The sequence below is a fragment of the Pseudomonas sp. PK-RTE-24 genome, assembly GCF_054052265.1.
In genome coordinates, this window is the sequence record NZ_CM133224.1 from 3,303,686 (window position 1) to 3,324,860 (window position 21,175).

Below are 21,175 nucleotides of genomic sequence, written 5' to 3' on the forward strand. Positions count from 1 at the left end.
TAAAACGATGATGGAGCGTCACTTATGCGTACCGGTTATTTCTACTCGCTGATCTTTGCTTTCCTCACCAGCGCCTCGATCGCTGCGATTGCTGCCCCTGTAGCGCCCACCGAGACAACAAAGGCGCCGTTGCTGATGGATGCAGCTGCTCCTTCTCAGACTGCCAAGGTCGATCTCAACGGCGCGGATGCGGCGACGTTGCAGAAGGAGTTGGCGGGTGTGGGTGAGGCCAAGGCACAGGCGATTGTTGCGTATCGTGATACAAACGGGCCGTTCGCGTCGGTGGATGAATTGCTGGAAGTGAAGGGGATTGGCAAGGCGATTCTGGATCGCAATCGTGAAAAGCTGGAAGTGAACTAAGCTGACAGTTCAACGCCGAGAGGCCGGTCCTTGACCGGCCTTTTTATTGGGTGATGATCGGGTGGATGCCTGAACGCTGAAAATTACGGGTATCATATTGCGCCTTGATTATGCCTATAATAATTTCGCTCGGGACTGATTCAGCAGTCGAATCGCCGCACACCGATGCACGTCGAATTTTGAATTGATAGGGGTAACCACGGTATGAACCAACGTCGAGTCGTCGTCACGGGCATGGGCCTGGTTTCACCCTTGGGCAGTGATGTTGAAATTGTCTGGCAGCGTTTGCTGGCCGGTCGTTCCGGGTTGCGCAACTTGCCGGATGCGGTTGTGGCTGATCTGCCGACCCGGGTCGGCGGCACTGTGCCGACGGTGGAGGAGGATGCCGAGGCCGGGTTTGATCCGGATCGTGCGACGCCGCCCAAGGAACAGAAGAAGATGGATCGCTTCATCATGTTTGCCATGGAAGCGGCGCGGCAGGCGCTGGAGCAGGCCGGCTGGCATCCGGCGGACGCTGAAAGCCAGGAGCGCACTGCAACAATCATCGGCTCGGGTGTCGGTGGTTTCGGTGCGATTGCCGATGCGGTGCGTACCACTGACAGCCGTGGTCCTCGGCGTTTGTCGCCGTTCACCATTCCATCGTTTTTGGTCAATCTCGCGGCGGGTCATGTCTCGATCCAGCATGGCCTCAAAGGGCCGTTGGGCGCTCCGGTTACCGCATGTGCCGCCGGGGTTCAGGCGATCGGCGATGCAGCGCGGTTGATCAGGGCGGGGGAGGCGGACATCGCTGTATGTGGCGGTGCGGAGGCGTCGATCGATCGCGTCAGTCTCGCCGGTTTCGCGGCGGCGCGGGCGTTGTCCAGCGGCTACAACGACACCCCGGAAAAAGCTTCGCGTCCCTTCGACAGTGGGCGCGATGGTTTCGTGATGGGCGAGGGCGCCGGTCTATTGGTCATCGAGTCGCTGGAGCATGCGCTCGCACGGGGTGCGAAGCCGTTGGCCGAACTGGTTGGCTACGGCACCACGGCCGATGCCTACCATCTGACCGCCGGGCCGGAAGACGGCAGTGGCGCTCGCCGGGCGATGCAATTGGCACTGGCTCAGGGCGGTGTAACGCCGGAGCAGGTGCAGCATCTCAACGCACATGCGACGTCGACGCCGGTCGGTGACCTGGGCGAGTTGGCGGCGATCAAGGCGTTGTTTGGCACGCAGAACAAGATCGCCGTGACTTCGACCAAATCCGCTACCGGTCATTTGCTCGGCGCGGCGGGTGGGCTGGAGGCGATTTTCACGCTGCTGGCGATTCGTGATCAGGTGGTGCCACCAACGCTCAACTTCGAAAACCCGGATCCGGCGAGCGAAGGGGTGGACATCGTGCATGGCGAGGCGCGCTCCATGTCGATCGAATATGCCTTGTCCAACGGCTTCGGTTTTGGCGGGGTCAATGCGAGCGTGTTGTTCAAACGCTGGGAAGGTTAATCGCTCGATTGCTTGAGATGCTCGCGGGTGACGTCGAGGATGCGCTGAGCGAAGTCGGCATCCGCGACGCTGCGTGACAGCAGCAGGGCACCGGCCAGGGTGGCCATGATGACAATGCTGCGATCGGCGCTGTTCTCGCCTTCGAGCGTGCCTTGAATTTGTTCGAGGCGAGCATTGAGAACTTCGTCGCTGGTGGGGCTTGGCTGGCCACGCAGGCCCAGCTCCGAGGAAATGGTCAGCAGCGGGCAGCCTTCGTCGGGCGAGGTCTGATGCCACTCTGACAGGTAGGTGTCGATGAACACTTGCAGAGGGTTTTCCTGCGCGAAGATTTCTTCGCACAGGCCCGCGACTTGCTCGCCGGCCTCTTGCAGGGCTTTTTCGACCAGCTCTTCCTTGGATTTGAAGTGCGAGTAGAAACCGCCATGGGTCAAGCCCAGGGCTTTCATCAAAGGCTGCAGGCCGGTGCCGCCGATACCGTCCTTGCGAAATCGGGCGGAAGCCTCCTTGATGATGCGTTGATGGGTCTGGGCTTTGTGATCTGGCGAGTAACGCATGTGGAGCTCTCCGCGACGATGCTGCCATCTTAACCACGGAAGATTAAATGGTGACTGTACTTCTAAAATCTAAACAGCCTGCGGGTACGTCCGATTGTGCTGAAAAAACCAACCCCGCCATTGCGGCGGGGTTGGTATCAGCGGTCTTGTGCATCCTTGGCATCCGCTTCGGCATTGCGCTGTGCGACGCGCTTGCGTTCTTCATCGGTCAGTTCGACCTTGTTGGCGGTGTCGCGCAACATCATCAATCCGCCGACAATCGAGCCGATCGCAACGACCAGAATCAACCAGGCATACCAGGGCATAACGGCTCTCCTTAATGGCAGCTCGACGGGCGAGGACTTCGCCGTGCAATGCTGCATACCACCTTTGAGCGAAACGACTTCGCGGTGGTTCCATTCTAGGCCGCTTATGCCCGGCACACCCGAATCGTGTTACAGACCGGTCAACATCGCATCCGCCGGCGCATCGGCGCGCAGTTGTCCAGTCAGCATGAAGTAGCAGAACCCCACCGCCATGAAGCCGAGGAAAATCAGCCCGATCAGCGTGTTGAACCACGCCATCGCCACCAGGCACACCACCGCCAGCACCAGCGCGATCAGCGGAACCAGCGGATAGCACGGCGCGCGGAAAGTACGCTCCAGATTCGGTTCCGATTTACGCAGTTTGAACAGGCTGAGCATGCTCATGATGTACATCACGATGGCGCCGAACACGGCCATGGTGATCATCGCGGCGGTGAGTGTCATGCCGCCGAGGTTGATCAGTCCGTCGCTGTAGATCGCCGCGATGCCGATAAGGCCGCCAGCGATGATTGCGCGGTGCGGGGTCTGGAAGCGCGACAGTTTTGCCAATGAGGCGGGCAGGTAACCGGCGCGGGCGAGGGCGAAGAATTGCCGCGAATAACCAAGGATGATGCCGTGGAAACTGGCGACCAGGCCGAACAGGCCGATCCAGACCAGCATGTGCAGCCAGCCGGAGTTGTCGCCGACCACGGTTTTCATCGCCTGCGGCAGTGGGTCGTTGATGTTGGACAAGGTGCGCCAGTCGCCGACGCCGCCAGCGAAGAACATCACGCCCATTGCCAGCAGCACCAGCGTCAGGATGCCGCTTATGTAGGCTTTTGGGATCGTGCGTTTCGGGTCCTTGGCTTCCTCGGCGGCCATGGCGGCGCCTTCGATGGCGAGGAAGAACCAGATTGCAAATGGAATTGCCGCGAACATCCCGGCAATTGCCGGCGCGCCGAAGACGTCGGAACCGGCCCAACCATTCAGCGCGAAGTTGCTGAAGCTGAACGCCGGCGCGACCACGCCCATGAACACCAGCAACTCAGCCACCGCCAGCACGCAGACGATCAGCTCGAACGTCGCGGCCAGTTTCACCCCGAGAATGTTCAGGCCCATGAACACGATGTACGCCCCGACCGCCGCGTGTTTCGGGTCGAGTGCCGGAAATTGCACATTGAGATACGCGCCAATCGCCAAGGCAATCGCTGGCGGGGCGAAGACGAATTCGATCAGTGTGGCCAGTCCGGCGATCAATCCGCCTTTTTCGCCAAACGCGCGGCGGCTGTAGGCAAACGGCCCGCCGGCATGGGGAATCGCGGTGGTCAGTTCGGTGAAACTGAAGATGAAGCAGGTGTACATGGTCGCGACCATGAATGAGGTCACCAGAAAACCCAGCGTACCGGCCACGCCCCAGCCGTAACTCCAGCCGAAATATTCCCCGGAAATCACCAGCCCCACGGCAATACCCCACAGGTGCAACGTGCCCAGCGTGGGTTTGAGTTGTGTGTTCATGCGCTTGCTCCCGCAATGGTTGGAAAGCTCAAGGGAGGGCGTGTGCAGTGGGCGTGCCACTATCGTGAAACAAGTCGTAATGAGTTCAAAGCTGTCGCAGGGGGGATGTCCGGGTGGGGATAGCTGCTTTTTGTGCGCCAGTTGGGTGCGATGTTGTCGGTGATGCCGTCTTCGCGAGCAGGCTCGCTCCCACATTTTGAAATGCGTTGCCCCGGTGGGAGCGAGCCTGCTCGCGAAGGCGCAGCCCAAACACCACGAAACTCAGCCGTAAAGCCCGCATAAACCCACTCTTTACGCTTTCTTTATGACCCACGCCGGGCCTCGCTCTCGTTCCTTTACAGCCTCCTTCCCGACAATCGCTGCACACACGGCAATACGCCGTTACACGGAGATCTTCCATGAGCGTTCTGGACGGGGTGTCACTGCTGTTGGCAGTGGGGCTGTTCATTTATCTGTTGGTTGCGCTGTTGCGCGCGGACCGGAACTAGGAGCGGCTATGCACAGTTATGACTATTGGCTGATCCTCGGGTTTTTTGCGCTGGTCCTGCTGCCGGCGCCGTTCCTTGGGCGCTTCTATTACAAGGTGATGGAGGGCCAGCGCACCTGGCTGACGCCGATTCTCGGCCCGGTCGAGCGCGGTTGCTATCGTCTTGCCGGGGTCGATGCGCAGGCGGAGCAGAGCTGGCAGAAGTACACGCTGGCGCTGCTGGCGTTCAACCTTGCCGGTTTCCTGCTGCTGTTTGCGATTCTGCTGTTCCAGGATCACCTGCCGCTGAACCCGCAAAATCTGCCAGGCCAGGAATGGACCCAGGCGTTCAACACTGCGGTCAGTTTCATGACCAATACCAACTGGCAGTCCTACAGCGGCGAAGCGACCCTCAGCTACCTGAGCCAGATGGTCGGTCTCACCGTGCAGAACTTCGTCAGCGCCGCTACCGGCCTCGCCGTGCTGGTCGCGCTGTGCCGTGGCATCGGCCGTAAATCAGCGCAGACCCTCGGCAACTTCTGGGTCGACATGACCCGCGCCACCCTCTATGGCCTGCTGCCGCTGTGCCTGCTGCTGGCGCTGTATCTGGTCTGGCAGGGCGTACCGCAAACTTTCGCTCAGTATGTAAATGCCGTGACGCTGCAGGGTGTTGATCAGGTAATTCCGCTCGGCCCGGCGGCCAGCCAGATTGCGATCAAGCAGCTGGGCACCAACGGTGGCGGTTTCTTCGGGGTCAACTCGGCGCATCCGTTCGAGAACCCGACCGCGTGGAGCAACCTGTTCGAAGTCGCCTCGATCATTCTGATCCCGGTGGCGCTGGTGTTCACCTTCGGCCACTACGTCAAGGACCTGCGTCAGAGCCGCGCGATCATCGCCTGCATGCTGGCGTTGTTCCTGATCGGCGGTGCGACGTCGTTGTGGGCCGAGTATCAGCCGAATCCGACCCTGAACAATGCCGCCGTCGAGCAGACCGCGCCGCTGGAAGGCAAGGAAGCGCGCTTCGGTACTACCGCGACGGTGCTGTGGTCGGTGACTACCACGGCGGCGTCGAACGGCTCGGTGAACGGCATGCACGATAGCCTCAACCCGCTGAGCGGCATGGTCGCGCTGGTCAACATGATGGTCGGCGAAGTGATCTTCGGCGGTGTCGGTGCCGGGCTCTACGGCATGTTGCTCAACGTGCTGATCGCGGTGTTCCTCGCCGGTCTGATGATCGGTCGTACGCCGGAATACCTCGGCAAGAAACTCCAGGCCCGCGAAGTGCAATTGCTGGTAGTGACGCTGCTGGTGATGCCGGTCGGCGTGCTGGTGCTCGGCGCGATTGCCGCCACGGTTCCCAGCGCTGCGGCAACCATCAGCAACCCCGGCCCGCATGGCTTCAGTCAGTTGCTCTACGCCTACACCTCGGCGAGCGCCAACAACGGCTCGGCGTTCGGTGGCCTGGGCGCGAACACGCCGTTCCACAACCTGATGCTCGGCCTGGGCATGTTGATCGGCCGCTTCGGCTACATCCTGCCGGTGCTGGCACTGGCCGGTAGCCTGGCGATGAAGAAAAGCGCACCGGTCGGCCAGAACAGCTTTCCGACTCACGGCCCGCTGTTCGTGACCCTGTTGACCGTGACCATTTTGCTGGTGGGCGGCCTGACGTTCTTGCCGACGCTGGCGCTCGGTCCTGTCGCCGAACATTTAAGTATGGGCTTCTAAGGAATCCATCATGAATATGCCTGCAATCAAACCCGCCGCCGTCAAGGCGCCGGAACAAGCCAAAACCGCGATCTCGGCCCTGTGGCGTCCGGCGCTGGTGCAAGCCTTCGTCAAGCTCGACCCTCGGCAATTGGCGCGTTCGCCAGTGATGCTGGTGGTCGAACTGACGGCGATTTTCACCACCGTGCTGTGCTTCATTCCGGACGCTGATGTGCCGACCTTTGTCGCCGCACAAATCGCCCTGTGGCTGTGGTTCACCGTGCTGTTCGCCAACTTTGCCGAGGCCCTGGCCGAAGGTCGTGGCAAGGCCCGCGCCGACAGCCTCAAGGCCGGCAGCGAAGGCCTCAGCGCCCGTTGCCGCCAAGCCGATGGCAGCTTCAAGATCGTGCCTGCTGCCAACCTGCGCAAGGGCGATGTGGTGCGTGTCGAGGCTGGGGAAATGATCCCCGGTGACGGCGAAGTCATCGAAGGTATTGCGGCGGTCAACGAAGCGGCGATTACCGGTGAATCGGCGCCGGTGATCCGCGAGTCCGGCGGCGACCGTTCCGCCGTCACCGGCAACACGCGGCTGGTGTCCGACTGGCTGCTGGTGAAGATCACCACCAACCCTGGTGAATCGACCCTCGACCGCATGATCGCCCTGGTCGAAGGCGCCAAGCGTCAGAAGACCCCGAACGAAGTCGCGTTGGATATCCTGCTGATCGGCCTGACCCTGATCTTTCTGCTGGTGGTCGTCACCCTGCAACCATTCGCGCATTTCGCCAACGGCAGCCTGCCGCTGGTATTCCTCGTGGCGTTATTGGTCACGCTGATCCCGACCACCATCGGCGGTCTGCTGTCGGCCATCGGTATCGCCGGGATGGATCGACTGGTGCGCCTGAATGTGATCGCCAAATCCGGTCGCGCGGTGGAGGCGGCGGGTGACGTGCACGTGCTGTTGCTCGACAAGACCGGCACCATCACCTTCGGCAACCGTCGTTGCAGCGCGGTGTACGCCGCGCCGGGTGTGAGCGGCCGTGAGCTGGCCGAAGGCGCGTTGTTTGCTTCGCTGGCCGACGAAACCGCTGAAGGCAAGTCGATCGTCGAGTTCCTTCGTGGTCTGCATCCACAACCTGAGCCGGCCCCGGAAACCCTGACCGCCGTGCCGTTCAGCGCGGAAACCCGCTTGTCTGGCGTCGATTATCAGGGCCGCGTGTATCGCAAAGGGGCGGTGGATTCGCTGCTGGCGTTTCTCGGTCAGCAGCGCACCGATCTGGCCCCGGCGCTGGCGCGGGAAATCGACAAGATCGCCCAAAGTGGCGGCACGCCGTTGCTGGTCTGCGCTGACGGCAAATTGCTTGGCGCGATCCATCTCAAGGACGTGGTCAAGCCAGGCATCCGTGAGCGTTTTGCCGAGTTGCGCAAACTGGGAATTCGCACGGTGATGGTCACCGGCGACAACCCGCTGACCGCAGCAGCGATCGCAGCTGAAGCGGGCGTCGATGATGTGCTCGCCGAAGCCACGCCGGAGAAGAAACTCGCGCGCATTCGTCACGAGCAGAACGACGGTCGCCTGGTCGCCATGTGCGGCGACGGCGCGAACGATGCCCCGGCCCTGGCCCAGGCAGACGTCGGCATGGCGATGAACGATGGCACACAAGCAGCACGCGAAGCGGCGAACATGGTCGATCTCGATAGCGACCCGACCAAGCTGCTCGACGTGGTGCAGATCGGCAAGGAATTGCTGGTGACCCGTGGCGCGCTGACGACCTTTTCCATCGCCAACGACATCGCCAAATACTTCGCGATTCTGCCGGCGCTGTTCGCCTCGATTTACCCGCAGCTGGGCGTGCTGAACATCATGCATCTGAGCAGTCCGCAGAGCGCGATTCTCTCGGCCATCGTGTTCAACGCTTTGATCATCGTTGTGCTGATTCCACTGGCATTGCGTGGCGTGCGTGTGCAAGCAGCGAGTGCGGCGGCGTTGCTGCGGCGCAATCTGCTGATCTATGGCGTCGGCGGGATTGTCGTGCCGTTCGTGGGGATCAAGGTGATCGACATGCTGCTTACGGCGTTGCATCTGGTGTAAGGCTGAAAAGAGCCCCTCACCCTAACCCTCTCCCGGGGGGAGAGGGGACTGACCGAGGTGTTTGTGCGAGGTTCGCCGACCTGAAATTCCGAGCCTAACTCGGGTTTTGAACAGCGCAAGGATCGGCTCCCTTTCCCCCTCGCCCCCTTGGGGGAGAGGGCTGGAGTGAGGGGGGAAAATCTCCCTGACACCCCGCAAAAGTTTGCCCAACGAATTCGAGGATTTTGAAATGTCCACAATGATACGCCCGGCCCTGACCCTGTTGGCGCTGATGACCCTGATCACCGGCGTCGCCTATCCACTCGCGGTCACCGGCATCGCCCAGGTCGCTTTCCCGGCTCAGGCCAATGGCAGCCTGATCCACGACGCCGACGGCAAAGTCCGCGGCTCGGCGCTGATTGCGCAGGATTTCAGCGGCGACAACTGGTTCCACCCGCGCCCGTCCGCCGGGGCTTTTGCCACGGTCGCCAGCGGCGCCAGCAACCTCGCGCCGAGCAATCCGGCCCTGGCGACCCGCGTAATCGAAGACGCGCAAAAACAACAAGTCGCTGGGCAGGGGCCGGTGCCATTGGCCTTGCTGACCACCTCCGCCAGCGGCCTCGATCCGCACTTGCCACCGGCGGCAATTGCCTATCAACTGGCGCGTGTCGCAGCAGCGCGCAATCTGCCGGTGTCGACCGTGCAGCAATTGCTCGATAAGCACATCGAACAGCCGCTGGTTGGGCCGCCGGTGGTGAATGTGCTGGAGCTGAATCTGGCACTGCAAAACCTGTAATTCAGTTGATACCGATCGTTCCCACGCTCTGCGTGGGAATGCATCAATAGACGCTCTGCGTCTGCTTTTATGGGACGCAGAGCGTCCCGGACTGCATTCCCACGCAGAGCGTGGGAACGATCATTCGTAAGAGAGAACATCAAGCATGAGCGACTCCGGCCGCGCCGACGCACTGTTAGCAGACCTGCCCCGCGATGGCCGTGGCCGGCTCAAGGTTTTCCTCGGCGCGGCGCCCGGGGTCGGCAAGACCTACGCCATGCTCCAGGCTGCCCACACGCAACTGCGCCAGGGCGTGAAGGTCCTCGCCGGCGTGGTCGAAACCCATGGCCGCGCCGAAACCGAAGCCTTGCTCGGTGGCCTGCCGCAGCAGCCGTTGGTGCGCAGCGAATACCGTGGCGTGCTGCTTGAGGAAATGGACCTCGACGGCATTCTCGCCGCCAAGCCGAAGCTTGTGCTGGTCGATGAACTGGCCCACAGCAACGCCCCCGGCAGTCGTCACGCCAAGCGCTGGCAAGACATTCAGGAACTGCTCGCCGCCGGCATCGACGTGTACACCACGGTCAACGTCCAGCACCTGGAAAGCCTCAACGATCAGGTGCGCGGCATCACCGGCGTACAGGTGCGCGAAACCCTGCCGGACTGGGTCCTGCAGGAAGCCTTCGAGCTGCTGCTGATCGACCTGCCGCCGCGTGAATTGCTCGAGCGTCTGCGCGAAGGCAAGGTCTACGTGCCGGAACAGGCCCGCGCTGCGATCGACGCGTTTTTCACCCAGACCAACCTTACCGCCCTGCGTGAACTGGCGATGCAGACCGCCGCCGCGCAGGTCGACAACGATCTCGCCCAAGGCTATCGCCAACTCGGGCAGGCCGCGCCGGCGGTGCGCGGGCGTTTGCTGGTCGGTATCGATGGCGATGCGCAGGCCGAACGGCTGGTGCGTCACGCCAGCCGCGTCGCCCAGCGCCGACATCTGCCGTGGAGTCTGGTACATGTCGACAACGGCAGTGCGCGGGATGAGCAATCACGGTTGCGCCTGCAAAGCGCCCAGCAACTGGCCGAACGCCTCGGTGGCGAAGTGGTGCTGTTGCGGGCCGGCGAAGTGGCGAAAACCCTGATTCAACACGCCGCCGAACGCCGCGCCAGTCTGTTGCTGGTCGGCCAGTCGCGGCCACGTCTGCGCCGTCGACTGTTCGGCGGTGGTCTGGCGGCGCGCCTGTTGCGTCAGGCGCACGGTCTGGAAATCAACGTGCTCGACAGTGACCACGAGCAGCGCCAACCGCGCCCGCGCAATTCAGTCACGCTGGTGTGGTTCGACTACGCGCTGGCGCTGGTCGCGACGTTGTTGGCCACGGCCCTGGCCTGGGCGGTGTCGAGTGTGTTGCCGCTGCCGAACATCTCGCTGGTTTTTCTCGCGGCGGTGTTGCTGGTGGCGGTGCGCAGTAGCCTCGGCCCGGCGCTGGCCTGTGCGGCGCTGTCGTTTCTGACCTACGATTTTCTGTTCATTCCACCGAATTTCTCCTTCAGCATTCAGCGCGAAGAAGACGTGCTGACGCTGCTGTTCTTCCTGTTGATGGCGGCGCTCACCGGCAACCTCGCGGCGCGTCAGCGGCGGCAGTTGCAGGCCTTGCGCGATACGCAGGAAGAGACCAGCGAACTGCTCGACCTGTCGCGCAAACTCACCGCCGCGACGGATCGCCAAGCCGTGATCAGCGCTGCCGCGCAACACCTCGAAGGCTGGAGCGATGTGCAATTGTGCTTGCTCAACCGCGACGGCCAGGGCGGCTGGAAAGTCGAAACCGGCGGGCCGCTGCAATTCACCGAGGCCGAACGCGCCGCCGCCGATTGGGCCTGGCAACACGATCAACCGGCGGGCAAGGGCACCGGCACCTTGCCGCTGGGGCGTTGGTGGTGGTGGCCGTTGTCGGTCGAGGACGGGCCGCTGGCGTTGCTTGGTGTTTGCGCCAAGGAAGGCCAGAGCTTGAGCGGTCAGCGCCGGCGCTTGCTCACTGCGCTAAGTCAGCCGCTGGCGCAAGCCTTGGCTCGTGCGCAATTGGCCGATGACCTCGAAGCGGCGCGTCTGCACGGCGAAACCGAACAATTGCGCAGCGCCTTGCTGGCCTCGGTGTCCCACGATTTGCGCACGCCGCTGACGGCCATGCGCGGCAGCATCGACAGCCTGTTGGCCCTCGGCGAAGCGATCCCGCTGGAGGATCGCCGCGAGCTGCTCGAAGGCACCCGCGATGAGGCCGAACGCCTCGACCGCTACATCCAGAACCTGCTCGACATGACCCGCCTCGGCCACGGCGCCCTGAAGCTGGCGCGGGACTGGGTATCGCCGGCCGATATCGTCGGCAGTTCGCTCAATCGCCTGCGCGCCGTGCTGGCGCCGCTGCAGGTCAGCACCGAGGTGCCGGCCGAGTTGCCACTGCTGTACGTGCACGCGGCGTTGATCGAGCAGGCGCTGGTCAATGTGCTGGAGAACGCCGCGCGCTTTTCCCCCAGCCACGGTCGCCTGCAACTGCGCGCGGGTGCCGATGAGCAGGAAATTTTCTTTGCGGTCAGCGATGAAGGCCCGGGGATTCCCGAAGAGGATCGAGCGAAGATTTTCGACATGTTCTACACCGCCGCGCGCGGTGATCGCGGCGGGCAGGGCACGGGGTTGGGACTGGCGATCTGTCAGGGCATGGTCGGCGCGCACGGCGGGCGTATTTCCGTGGCTGACGGCATCGACGGGCGCGGCACCTGCATCACCTTGCACCTGCCGTTGCAGGCACAACCGGGGATGGACGGTGAAGCTTGAAGTCGACTGCGCTACTCTCTTGCCAATCTATTGTGTTGATGTGAATTCATGAGCCAGACCGCGACCATTTTGGTCATCGACGACGAACCGCAGATCCGCAAATTCCTGCGCATCAGCCTCGCTTCACAAGGCTATAAAGTGCTCGAAGCCGGCACCGGCGCTGAAGGCCTGGCACAAGCCGCGCTGAGCAAACCGGACCTGGTGGTGCTCGACCTCGGCCTGCCGGACATGGACGGTCAGCAGGTCCTGCGCGAACTGCGCGAGTGGGCGACCACGCCAGTGCTGGTGTTGTCTGTGCGCGCCAGTGAAGGGCAAAAGGTCGAAGCGCTGGATGGCGGCGCCAATGACTATGTGACCAAACCGTTCGGCATCCAGGAATTTCTCGCCAGGATCCGCGCGTTGTTGCGCCAGGCACCGGCGGGGGAGGCGCAGCCAGCGGCGCTGAGTTTCGGCCCGTTGACCGTGGATCTGGCCTATCGGCGCGTGCTGCTCGATGGCGCCGAAGTCGCCCTGACCCGCAAGGAATACGCGGTGCTCGCGCAACTGGCGCGGCATCCGGGGCGGGTGATCACCCAGCAGCAGTTGCTCAAGGATATCTGGGGGCCGACGCACACCGAGGACAGTCATTATCTGCGCATCGTGGTCGGGCACCTGCGGCAGAAACTGGCGGATGACCCGACCCGGCCGCGGTTTATTGTGACTGAGGCGGGGGTTGGGTATCGGTTGTTGAGTGCTGATGGGTTGTAGTTTTGTGTTGTATGGTCGGGCGCCATCGCGGGCAAGCCCGCTCCCACAGTGAGCTATGTATCACCCAGATTTCATTTCCCCCGAGAACCCTGTGGGAGCGGGCTTGCCCGCGATGAGGCCGGAACATTCACCCACAGCCTTCAGGTAATCAACCCTGCTCCTGCTCATACCGATCCAGCGTATCACTGGCAATCTGTCTGCCCAGCGCGATCAACTCCGGCGCCTTGTAGAACTCGAAAAACCGGCATACCCGCTTCGGCACGTTGATCAGGATGTCCGGCGGATACCCGGCAATCTTGTACTGCGCCAGTGAGGTCTGCATCACCTCGAAACTCTGGTTGATCAAATCCAGCAGCGACGCCGGCCCGACGTTATCGATGATGAACGAGCCGGTAGCGGATTTCGGCGCGCCTTCGCGTTCCGGGGCGGCGGCCGGTTGTTGGCTTTCCGGTTCGACGCCTTCGAGCCACGGATTGATCTCCGCCGCCTCGGCGCGCAACGCTTCCTGTTCCAGCTTCAACAATTGCTCGGCCTGTTTACGCCGGAACGGCAACTTCGAACCCATGGATTTGATCAGACTGTCGAAGCGCGAACGGAACGCCGCTGGCCGCTCGATCACCGGCAATTTGTACTGGCGCTGATTGGTGGCGTTGAGGTTGACCGCGATGATCAGATCGCAGTGGCTCGATACCACCGGAACGATCGGCAACGGATTGAGAATGCCGCCGTCGACCAGCATGCGGTTGCCCTGCATCACCGGGGTAAACAGGCTGGGAATCGCCGCCGAGGCGCGCATGGCCTGGTGCAGGCAGCCTTCCTGAAACCAGATTTCCTGCTGATTGGTCAGGTCGGCGGCGACGGCGGTGTAGGGGATGCGCAGGTCTTCGATGTTGATCTCGCCGACGATCTTGCGAATCTGCCCGAAGACCTTTTCGCCGCGAATCGCGCCGAGACGGAAACTCACATCGACCAGACGCAGCACGTCGAGGTAATCAAGGCTTTCGATCCAGCGCCGGTACTCATCCAGTTTGCCGGCGGCATAGATCCCGCCGACCACCGCGCCCATCGAACAACCGGCAATGCAGGCGATGTCGTAGCCGCGTCTTTCAATTTCTTCGATAACGCCGATATGGGCATAGCCCCGGGCGCCACCGGAGCCCAGCACCAGTGCGACACGCTTTTTCATCAAACTTCCTCCCGACAAGCCTGCACAATGCACGCATCGGCCAAGCGGCTCAATCGCCAAGGTCGTTGCGTGAAGCAGTGACGTCGTTTTTCGTTCGCGGCGCACGCTTGCGCGCTATGCTCTGCGCCACGTGGTTTGACCGGCCAGCGAGGCACTTTTTCGCCGCTTGACCGTCTTACCTGCACGACTGTTGACCTACCTTGAGGTGTGAGTGATGAAAGCCTGGATCTGTGTACCGTTGATGGCTCTGGTTCTGGCCGGTTGCGCCGGCAAAACCGCGTACCGCGACAGCTGCGGCAGCCAACTCGACGCGGCCTGGCACGAACTGGACCTGGCCAAGGCTGAAGGCTTCGCCGGCACCGTCAGCTATTCCAAAGCGCTGTCGCTGCTGACCGCCGCCAAGACCCAGCAACAATTCGAAGGCTTCGAAGGCTGCAGCAAAAAAGCCGAAAAAGCCCGCTTCTACATTCGCGAGTCCCGCGCAGGACGTTAACAGCCGCTGCAAGTTTCTAGCTGCCAGCCACAAGCTTTGAAGCAAACGCATTCAGCTTGAAGCTTGTAGCTAGAAACTTGCAGCTGCCTACGGAGTAGACCCCATGATCGATCGCTTGGTGGCTCATGTGTTGAGCCTGGATGTGCGGCTGTTGGCATGTCAGGCGCGCTTGACTGCGCGCACTGATCCCGAGGCGTTGCATGATTTGCGCACTACGGTGCGGCGCTTGCGCAGTCTGTTGCGGCCGTTGCGCGGCTTGCCGGGTGTCGAGCAACTGGAGGCGGCGGCTTCGGCGGTGGGCGATCTGACCACACCGTGGCGTGATCGCGAAGTGCTCGCGGCGTATCTGCTCGAGCATGATCAACCCGAGGCTGCGCAGCGGCGTCTGGCGCAAATGGCCGAAGCGTATCCGGCGCTGGCGGCGAGTGCTGAATTGGCTTCGTTGCTGATGATTCTCGACGCATTTCCACGGTTTCTGCGCGCGTCCGAGCGTCAGGGCTTGCTCAAGGATCTGGGTAAACGCATTGAAAAACGCCTGGGCAAACAATGGCAGAAGCTCGACGCGGCGCTGCACGATCCCGCCCATGACCGCCATCGTCTGCGCCTGCTGATCAAACGCGTGCGCTATGGCATCGAAGCCTACCCCGAACTGGATCGCTTGCCGAAACCGGCTTACAAACGCCTGAAATCGGCGCAAGGCGCATTGGGCGACTGGCACGATTGCTGGCAATGGCTGGCGCGTGCCGAGCAGGAGGCTGATCTGCAACCGTGTGTGGCGACTTGGCAGGCGGGGTTGATCAAGGCAGAGCTGAAGGCCGATCAAGTGCTGGAAAAGCTCAGCGCGACTTGTTTCAAACGTTCCTGAGGATGACTCCGTTTTCCTTGTGGGAGCGAGCCTGCTCGCGAAGAGGCCGTGTCAGTCGCAATCGTTGTCGACTGATCGACCGCTTTCGCGAGCAGGCTCGCTCCCACAAGGTGATTTGTCGCTTGAAGGAATCGGGCCAAGGCCTATCTGTCAGCCCATTTGACCGGAATAGGCGCTGCGCCGCCGCCCGGGGCTGGGTAAGATCCGCGCATTCCTTTGTCGTTTTCCGAGGTTGCCATGCGCTTTTGCGATCTGCTCGATGCTGTCCGCCAACAACCTGAAGTAATCATCCCCGCTGAATGGGGGCAGGGCCGTGCCAGTTTTGGCGGATTGGTGGCCGCGCTGCAATTTGAAGCCATGCGCGCCAGGGTGCCGACGGAGCGCCCGGTGCGTTCGCTGGCGATTACCTTTGTCGGCCCGGTCGAGCCGGAAGTGCCGGTGAGTTTCGAAGTTGACGTGCTGCGTGAAGGCAAAGCCGTCAGCCAGGTGTTGGGCCGCGCCATGCAAAATGGCCAAGTGGTGACGATCATTCAGGGCAGCTTCGGCGCCTCGCGGCCGTCGGCGGTCGCCGTCGAAGCCTACCCTGCGCCGACCATGAAACACTGGGACGAATGCCAGGAGCTGCCCTACATCAAAGGCGTTACCCCGGAATTCATGCGCCATCTGGCGATGCGCTGGAGCGTCGGCGGCATTCCGTTCTCCGGCACGGCGTCGCGCTTGATGGGCGGCTGGGTGCGGTTGCGTGGGGATGTCAAAGAGGAGCCGGTCAACGAGGCGCATCTGCTGGCGCTGGTGGATGCCTGGCCTCCGGCGCTGTTGCCGTATCTGAAGAAACCGACACCGGGTAGTACGCTGACCTGGACCATCGAATTCGTGCAGCCGTTACATGACTTGAGCACGCTGGATTGGTGCCAATACCTGGCCGACATCGAATACGCGGCCGACGGTTACGGCCATGTCGCCGCGAAGTTGTGGAGCGCGAAAGGGGAGTTGATTGCCATGAGTCGGCAGACCGTGACGATCTTCGCCTGACTCAATGCCGACGGTGGCGCTCACGCCAGGCGCGCCGCCAGCCACCGCTGAGAAAGAACCGGGGGAAGGTCAGAAACTGCTCGACCAGCAAACGTGACACGGCATCTTTGCGATCACTGAACGGCTCGGAGGCTTGCGCCTCCAGGCCGTGACCGTGGCGCTGCAGACCCAGCGCCGCGACGATACCGATCACGCCGATGGCGACGCTGGCCAGGCTCAGACTGAACACTCCCGACACGATCAACAGAAACGCCACGATGAACAACGGCACGGCAATCAAGTGCAGGACCAGATTAGTCGGATGCTGATGGTTGCCCGGGTAAGCGCGCCATTGCCACGCGGGAAGGTTGGGGTGACGTTTGCCCATGTTTGCTACTCCTCGATCCATGTTGAACTTCATGGTTGAAGAATAGGCCCGGGCGCGGAGGGCGGCGAATCAAGGTTGGCTATTGAAGTGATAGCCGTCATCGCAGGATTCGATGTAGATGCCTCTGACGCCTTCGCGAGCAGGCTCGCTCCCACATTGATTCAATGGTGCATGTGGGAGCGAGCCTGCTCGCGAAAGCGGACTCACAATTTCAACTGACCTATCGCCTTGTTCAGCGCCCCGGCCAGCGTCGCCAGCTCATTACTGGTCGTCGCCGAATCCACCGTCTGCTGCACGGTATTTTCAGTCACGTCACGAATACTCACCACCGCCCGGTTCATCTCCTCGGCAACCTGACTCTGCTGTTCCGCTGCCACGGCAATCTGCGTGTTGCTTTCGCGCATCTGCGCCACCGCCCCGGTGATTTCCGCCAGCGCCGCGCCAGCCTCCTGCGCTTGCTGCACGCAGTCGTCGGCCTTGTACGAACTCTCCTGCATGAAATCCACCGCATCGCGGGTGCCGGCCTGCAACGCGGCGATCATGCCGGTGATCTCGTCAGTCGACGCCTGCACGCGCTTGGCGAGATTGCGCACTTCATCGGCGACCACGGCAAAGCCGCGACCCATCTCCCCGGCGCGGGCCGCTTCGATCGCCGCATTCAGCGCGAGCAGATTGGTCTGTTCGGCGATGCTGTGAATCACGCTGACCACGCCGTTGATCTTCTGGCCGTCCTCGGCCAGGCGTTGAATCATTTCTGCCGTCTGCTGCACGCCGCTGGACAGCCCGGCAATCGACTGCTGCACCCGCGCCACCACCTGCTGACCGCTGCCGGCGAGGCCATCGGCGGTTTTCGACAGATCGCGGGTGGCGCCGGCGTGTTGCGCGATGTGATAAACGGTGGCGGTCATTTCGTTGATCGCGGTGGCAGCCTGGTCGGTTTCGCTCTGCTGGCCGAGCATGCCCTGGCGCACATCATTCATGCTCAAGGCCAGCCGCGCAGCACCGTCATCCAGTTGTCGCGCGGTGCTGGCAACGGTGCTCACGACGCGTTGATAACCGGCCTGCATGGCGTTGAAGGCATTGGCCATCTGCCCGACTTCGTCCTTGCCCACCAGCGGCACACGAGCAGAAAGATCGCCGGTTTTTTCAACGTGCAGCATCACGTCTTTCAACGTGTTGAGCTGGCTGAGCAGAAAGCGGATCAGCAGTTGCGAAGCACCGAGCATCGCCAGCATCAGGACGAAGACCGCCGATGCATAGTTGGCGAAACGCTCGCTGAACACCTGGTTCAGGCTCGGGGCGTAGGCGATGACCGCCACTTGTTCGCCGTCGGCACGGCTGAACACTTCGGCGCCCATCAATGGGTCGTCACCGAACAGCGGCATCTCATTGATGGCGTTCCAGCCGTTGCTGCCGCTGATTTCCAGTAGCGGTTGATCGTTGAGACGCGGCACTTCACCGCGCTTGAAGGTCAGCACTTGAGCGGACTTGGGCAACGGTTGCCCGAGCGGCCAGGCCTTGAGCAATTGCGCCTGCGCCTGCGCGGATATCTGCGCGGCGTGGCTGCGTGCCTGTTGTTCGAGATGTACGGCGTACAAAACCAGCAGCAGGGTGGTGACAAAGGCGACCGCGTTGACCGCCCAGAATTTGTATTTCAGCGAGATGTTGCTAAGCCAGGCACCCATGGAGGTCTTCTCTGATAGCGGAAACAGTTTTGGCAAGGTGCCATTATTGTGCCGCTATGCAGATTCGGGAGTTTTGATATGAATCAACAGATGCCGAGATCTATTGTGGGAGCGAGCCTGCTCGCGAAAGCGCTGCGTCATTCAGCCCATTTGTAGCTGATCCACCGCCTTCGCGAGCAGGCTCGCTCCCACAGGGGACGTGTGCAGTCAGGGGAGAATGGGGAGTTTAAAAAACGCCCGGGCACACGCGGTGGTATGTGCGGCCAGCGCTTCCTCTGTCTCGCCGCGATGCATCGCCACCTCGCGCAACACTTCGGTCAGATACGCCGGTTCGTTGCGACCGTTTTTCGGTTTCGGCCGCAACGTGCGCGGCAGCAGATATGGCGCATCGCTTTCCAGCATCAGCCGCCCCGGCTTGATCTCTTTGACCAATGGATGCAGATGCGTGCCCCGGCGTTCGTCGCAGATCCAGCCGGTGATGCCGATGTGCAGATCCAGATCGAGGTAGCTGAACAGGGCTTTCTGCTCGCCAGTGAAGCAATGCACCACCGCCGCCGGCAGTTGATCGCGGAAGTCCTTGAGGATCTCCAGCAGGCGCTGACTGGCATCGCGCTCGTGCAGGAACACCGGCAATTGCAGCTCGACGGCCAGCGCCAGATGTTCTTCCAGGACCTTTTCCTGTTGCGCGCGCGGGGAGAAGTCGCGGTTGAAATCCAGCCCGCATTCGCCCACCGCGACGACATTGGATTCGTTCAGCAAACTGCGCAGGCGACGAGCACTGTCAGCGTTCCAGTCGCTGGCCGAATGGGGGTGAATACCGGCGGTGGCGAACAGCCGTTGGCCGCTTTCATCCAGTTGCTGGCACAGTTCCAGCGCCTGCTCGCTACCCTCGACGCTGGTGCCGGTCAGCACCAATTGGCAAACGCCTGCGGCATAAGCGCGGTCGAGCACAGCCTGGTGTTTGTCGGCGAAACTGGGGTTGGTCAGGTTGACGCCGATATCGATGAGTTGCATGGTGCTACCTCGGGCCGAAGGTCGGAAAGCATATCAGAGCTGTAGATTTATAAGAAAAGCTAAGAACTACAAAGACTTATGGCTGTCTGTTGAGGCCGCGGGGGACTCCGGGGTGGCGACAATGCCATCACTGTGCCAGTCTCACGCACTTTATCAGCGCGCAAAGCGCTCTGTTTTCTTCGGTGATGTCGTCTCTTTTGCGACGAATCGCCCCGTATTCTTTTCGGAGAGTGGATGCATCGTCCCTCGGTTCTGCTGCTGTTGTGTGCTGCGCTGCTGCTGCCGATGACGGCGGTCGCGCGCCTGCCCGGGCCGCTGCAAGCCGTGCCGGCGAGCAAGGTTCGCGACCTCTCGGAAATCCGCAGCAGCCGCGTGTTGCGGGTGTTGGTCAATCAGAGCCGCAACAGCTCCGGCGAGGTCGAGGGCCAGGCCATCGGTGTCGAGTACCACCGATTGCGCGCGTTCGAGCAATACCTCAATGGCCATGCTCGCGACGGCCAGGAAGTCACCCTCAAGATCATTCCCAAAGCCAAGGATCAATTGCTCGGCGCCTTGCAGCGCGGCGAAGGCGATATGGTCGCGCCCGGTGAATTGCTCGATCTGCCTTCTGGCTACGCGGTCGCCAGCAGTGAGCCAATTGCCAGCAACGTGCCGCTGGTGCTGGTCGGGATCAAGGGCCAGCGCCGTTACACCAAGGTCGAGCAACTGTCCGGCAAGACCCTGGCCTTGCCCACCGGTAGTGCGGCGGGGGAGGTGGTCAGTCAGCTCAACCAGAAACTGGCGCTGCACAAACTGGCGCCGATCAATATCGAGTGGGTCGATCCGACGCTGGCGGTCGAAGATGTGCTGGAGATGGTCCAGGGCGGGATTTTCCACCTGACCATTGTCGAGCAACCGATTGCCGAGCGTTGGGGCAAGATCCTGCCGAAGCTGCGTCTCGATCGGCAGCTGAGCCTCGGCGAGCCGGGCGAAGAACATTGGTTTGTGCGTCGCGATGCGTCGATGTTGCGCGCGAGCATCGATCGCTTCCTCACCGGTTACAAGAGACCGTCGGACGAAGACGCCGCTTTCCTGCGCATCTATCGACGCCTGTATCAGGTGCACAATCCGCTGGCCAAGGCCGATCGCCAGCGTCTGGAAAAACTCCGTCCGACCCTGCAAAAGCACGCCGATGCGCAGAACATGGACTGGCTTAACCTGGCGGCGCTGGCGTTCAAGGAATCGCGTCTGCAGCCCAACGCTCGCAGCGGCAGCGGTCCGACCGGGCTGATGCAGATCACCCCGTCCGCCGCGCAGCGGGTCGGCGTGAGCAATATCCAGAATCTCGATGCGAATGTGCAGGCCGGCGCCAAGTACCTGGCGATGATCCGCCGCAAGTTCTTCAACAGCCCGAAACTCAACGAGCGTGAGCGCATGGCCTTCACCCTCGCCGCTTACAATATCGGCCCCGAGCGCGTCCAGGGCATGCGCGCCGAAGCCCGCCGCCGTGGCCTCAATCCCAACCAGTGGTTCTTCCAGGTCGAGCGCATTGCCATGGAGCAGGTGGGGATGGGCGCCGTCAGCTATGTTAATAGCGTGAACAAGTATTACCTGGCATTCGACCGGGAGCGAGAGTCGCTCGAGCCCCGGCAGCAGAAAGTGGTTACACGGAAATAATCTAACAATTCGATTGTTATGGCGAAATTTTTGCGCTTTAAACATGAAATAAACTGATTAATATAGCGACCAACCCAAACACACAAACACTTCTGCACAACAAGGAA

Annotated in this window: 19 protein-coding genes; 12 read left to right on the top strand and 7 right to left on the bottom strand. The window is 61.8% G+C overall.

Features of this window, described 5'->3' with window-relative positions; translation table 11 throughout:
- Positions 1-24 precede the first annotated feature (24 nt).
- Together ACV8MC_RS14845 and fabF are read left to right on the top strand one after the other, a co-directional pair.
- Positions 25-360 carry a ComEA family DNA-binding protein gene (locus ACV8MC_RS14845; protein ID WP_457262427.1) on the top strand — a complete coding sequence of 112 codons (336 nt, stop codon included), beginning with the start codon at positions 25-27 and terminating at the stop codon, positions 358-360.
- Between the two features lie 204 nt (positions 361-564).
- The gene (gene fabF / locus ACV8MC_RS14850; RefSeq protein WP_457262428.1) at positions 565-1,839 is read left to right on the top strand and encodes a beta-ketoacyl-ACP synthase II; all 1,275 of its coding nucleotides are present in this window, start codon (positions 565-567) and stop codon (positions 1,837-1,839) included.
- On the opposite strand, the gene ACV8MC_RS14855 is transcribed toward fabF, so the two are convergent.
- The 3 genes from ACV8MC_RS14855 to eat form a co-directional block, all read right to left on the bottom strand.
- The gene (locus ACV8MC_RS14855; RefSeq protein WP_041478311.1) at positions 1,836-2,393 is read right to left on the bottom strand and encodes a TetR/AcrR family transcriptional regulator; all 558 of its coding nucleotides are present in this window, start codon (positions 2,391-2,393) and stop codon (positions 1,836-1,838) included. The genes fabF and ACV8MC_RS14855 overlap by 4 nt on opposite strands.
- A 137-nt stretch (positions 2,394-2,530) precedes the next feature.
- On the bottom strand, positions 2,531-2,698 hold the full coding sequence (locus tag ACV8MC_RS14860) for a DUF2897 family protein (RefSeq protein ID WP_016770901.1): 168 nt from the start codon (positions 2,696-2,698) through the stop codon (positions 2,531-2,533).
- A gap of 129 nt (positions 2,699-2,827) precedes the next feature.
- Positions 2,828-4,192, bottom strand: coding sequence for an ethanolamine permease (gene eat, locus ACV8MC_RS14865; RefSeq protein WP_016770900.1), 1,365 nt, complete (start codon positions 4,190-4,192; stop codon positions 2,828-2,830).
- 398 nt (positions 4,193-4,590) lie between these two features.
- Between eat and kdpF the strand changes: the two genes are divergently transcribed.
- The 6 genes from kdpF to ACV8MC_RS14895 all read left to right on the top strand — a co-directional run bounded on the left by kdpF (position 4,591) and on the right by ACV8MC_RS14895 (position 12,770).
- Entirely contained in the window at positions 4,591-4,680 is a 90-nt protein-coding gene (gene kdpF, locus ACV8MC_RS14870) for a K(+)-transporting ATPase subunit F (protein ID WP_007899818.1), read from the top strand.
- Positions 4,681-4,688: 8 nt separating this feature from the next.
- The gene (gene kdpA / locus ACV8MC_RS14875) at positions 4,689-6,383 is read left to right on the top strand and encodes a potassium-transporting ATPase subunit KdpA (protein ID WP_016770899.1); all 1,695 of its coding nucleotides are present in this window, start codon (positions 4,689-4,691) and stop codon (positions 6,381-6,383) included.
- A 10-nt stretch (positions 6,384-6,393) separates the two neighbouring features.
- Entirely contained in the window at positions 6,394-8,451 is a 2,058-nt protein-coding gene (kdpB, locus tag ACV8MC_RS14880) for a potassium-transporting ATPase subunit KdpB (RefSeq protein ID WP_252878661.1), read from the top strand.
- A gap of 229 nt (positions 8,452-8,680) precedes the next feature.
- The gene (gene kdpC, locus ACV8MC_RS14885) at positions 8,681-9,226 is read left to right on the top strand and encodes a potassium-transporting ATPase subunit KdpC (RefSeq protein ID WP_150742524.1); all 546 of its coding nucleotides are present in this window, start codon (positions 8,681-8,683) and stop codon (positions 9,224-9,226) included.
- 145 nt (positions 9,227-9,371) lie between these two features.
- Complete coding sequence (locus tag ACV8MC_RS14890) at positions 9,372-12,023, top strand: DUF4118 domain-containing protein (protein ID WP_406226916.1); 2,652 nt, start codon at positions 9,372-9,374, stop codon at positions 12,021-12,023.
- Positions 12,024-12,071: 48 nt separating this feature from the next.
- Positions 12,072-12,770, top strand: a complete 699-nt coding sequence (locus ACV8MC_RS14895) for a response regulator (RefSeq protein ID WP_457262432.1) — start codon at positions 12,072-12,074, stop codon at positions 12,768-12,770.
- A 148-nt stretch (positions 12,771-12,918) separates the two neighbouring features.
- On the opposite strand, the gene ACV8MC_RS14900 is transcribed toward ACV8MC_RS14895, so the two are convergent.
- On the bottom strand, positions 12,919-13,956 hold the full coding sequence (locus ACV8MC_RS14900; RefSeq protein WP_076563739.1) for a patatin-like phospholipase family protein: 1,038 nt from the start codon (positions 13,954-13,956) through the stop codon (positions 12,919-12,921).
- Between the two features lie 214 nt (positions 13,957-14,170).
- Between ACV8MC_RS14900 and ACV8MC_RS14905 the strand changes: the two genes are divergently transcribed.
- From ACV8MC_RS14905 to ACV8MC_RS14915, 3 genes are all read left to right on the top strand, one after another.
- Positions 14,171-14,449, top strand: coding sequence for a hypothetical protein (locus ACV8MC_RS14905; RefSeq protein ID WP_016770894.1), 279 nt, complete (start codon positions 14,171-14,173; stop codon positions 14,447-14,449).
- 103 nt (positions 14,450-14,552) lie between these two features.
- Positions 14,553-15,314 carry a CHAD domain-containing protein gene (locus ACV8MC_RS14910; protein ID WP_457262434.1) on the top strand — a complete coding sequence of 254 codons (762 nt, stop codon included), beginning with the start codon at positions 14,553-14,555 and terminating at the stop codon, positions 15,312-15,314.
- Positions 15,315-15,551: 237 nt separating this feature from the next.
- Positions 15,552-16,346, top strand: coding sequence for an acyl-CoA thioesterase (locus ACV8MC_RS14915; RefSeq protein ID WP_457262436.1), 795 nt, complete (start codon positions 15,552-15,554; stop codon positions 16,344-16,346).
- 1 nt (position 16,347) lies between these two features.
- On the opposite strand, the gene ACV8MC_RS14920 is transcribed toward ACV8MC_RS14915, so the two are convergent.
- From ACV8MC_RS14920 to ACV8MC_RS14930, 3 genes are all read right to left on the bottom strand, one after another.
- Positions 16,348-16,713 (bottom strand): terminase, encoded by a 366-nt coding sequence (locus ACV8MC_RS14920; RefSeq protein WP_457262438.1) that lies wholly within the window; start codon positions 16,711-16,713, stop codon positions 16,348-16,350.
- A gap of 203 nt (positions 16,714-16,916) precedes the next feature.
- Entirely contained in the window at positions 16,917-18,398 is a 1,482-nt protein-coding gene (locus ACV8MC_RS14925; RefSeq protein WP_457262440.1) for a methyl-accepting chemotaxis protein, read from the bottom strand.
- 207 nt (positions 18,399-18,605) lie between these two features.
- Positions 18,606-19,412 carry a TatD family hydrolase gene (locus ACV8MC_RS14930; RefSeq protein WP_457262442.1) on the bottom strand — a complete coding sequence of 269 codons (807 nt, stop codon included), beginning with the start codon at positions 19,410-19,412 and terminating at the stop codon, positions 18,606-18,608.
- A gap of 234 nt (positions 19,413-19,646) precedes the next feature.
- Here ACV8MC_RS14930 and ACV8MC_RS14935 point away from each other — a divergent pair, with 234 nt between their 5' ends.
- Positions 19,647-21,068 carry a transglycosylase SLT domain-containing protein gene (locus ACV8MC_RS14935; protein WP_457262443.1) on the top strand — a complete coding sequence of 474 codons (1,422 nt, stop codon included), beginning with the start codon at positions 19,647-19,649 and terminating at the stop codon, positions 21,066-21,068.
- Positions 21,069-21,175: the final 107 nt, after the last annotated feature.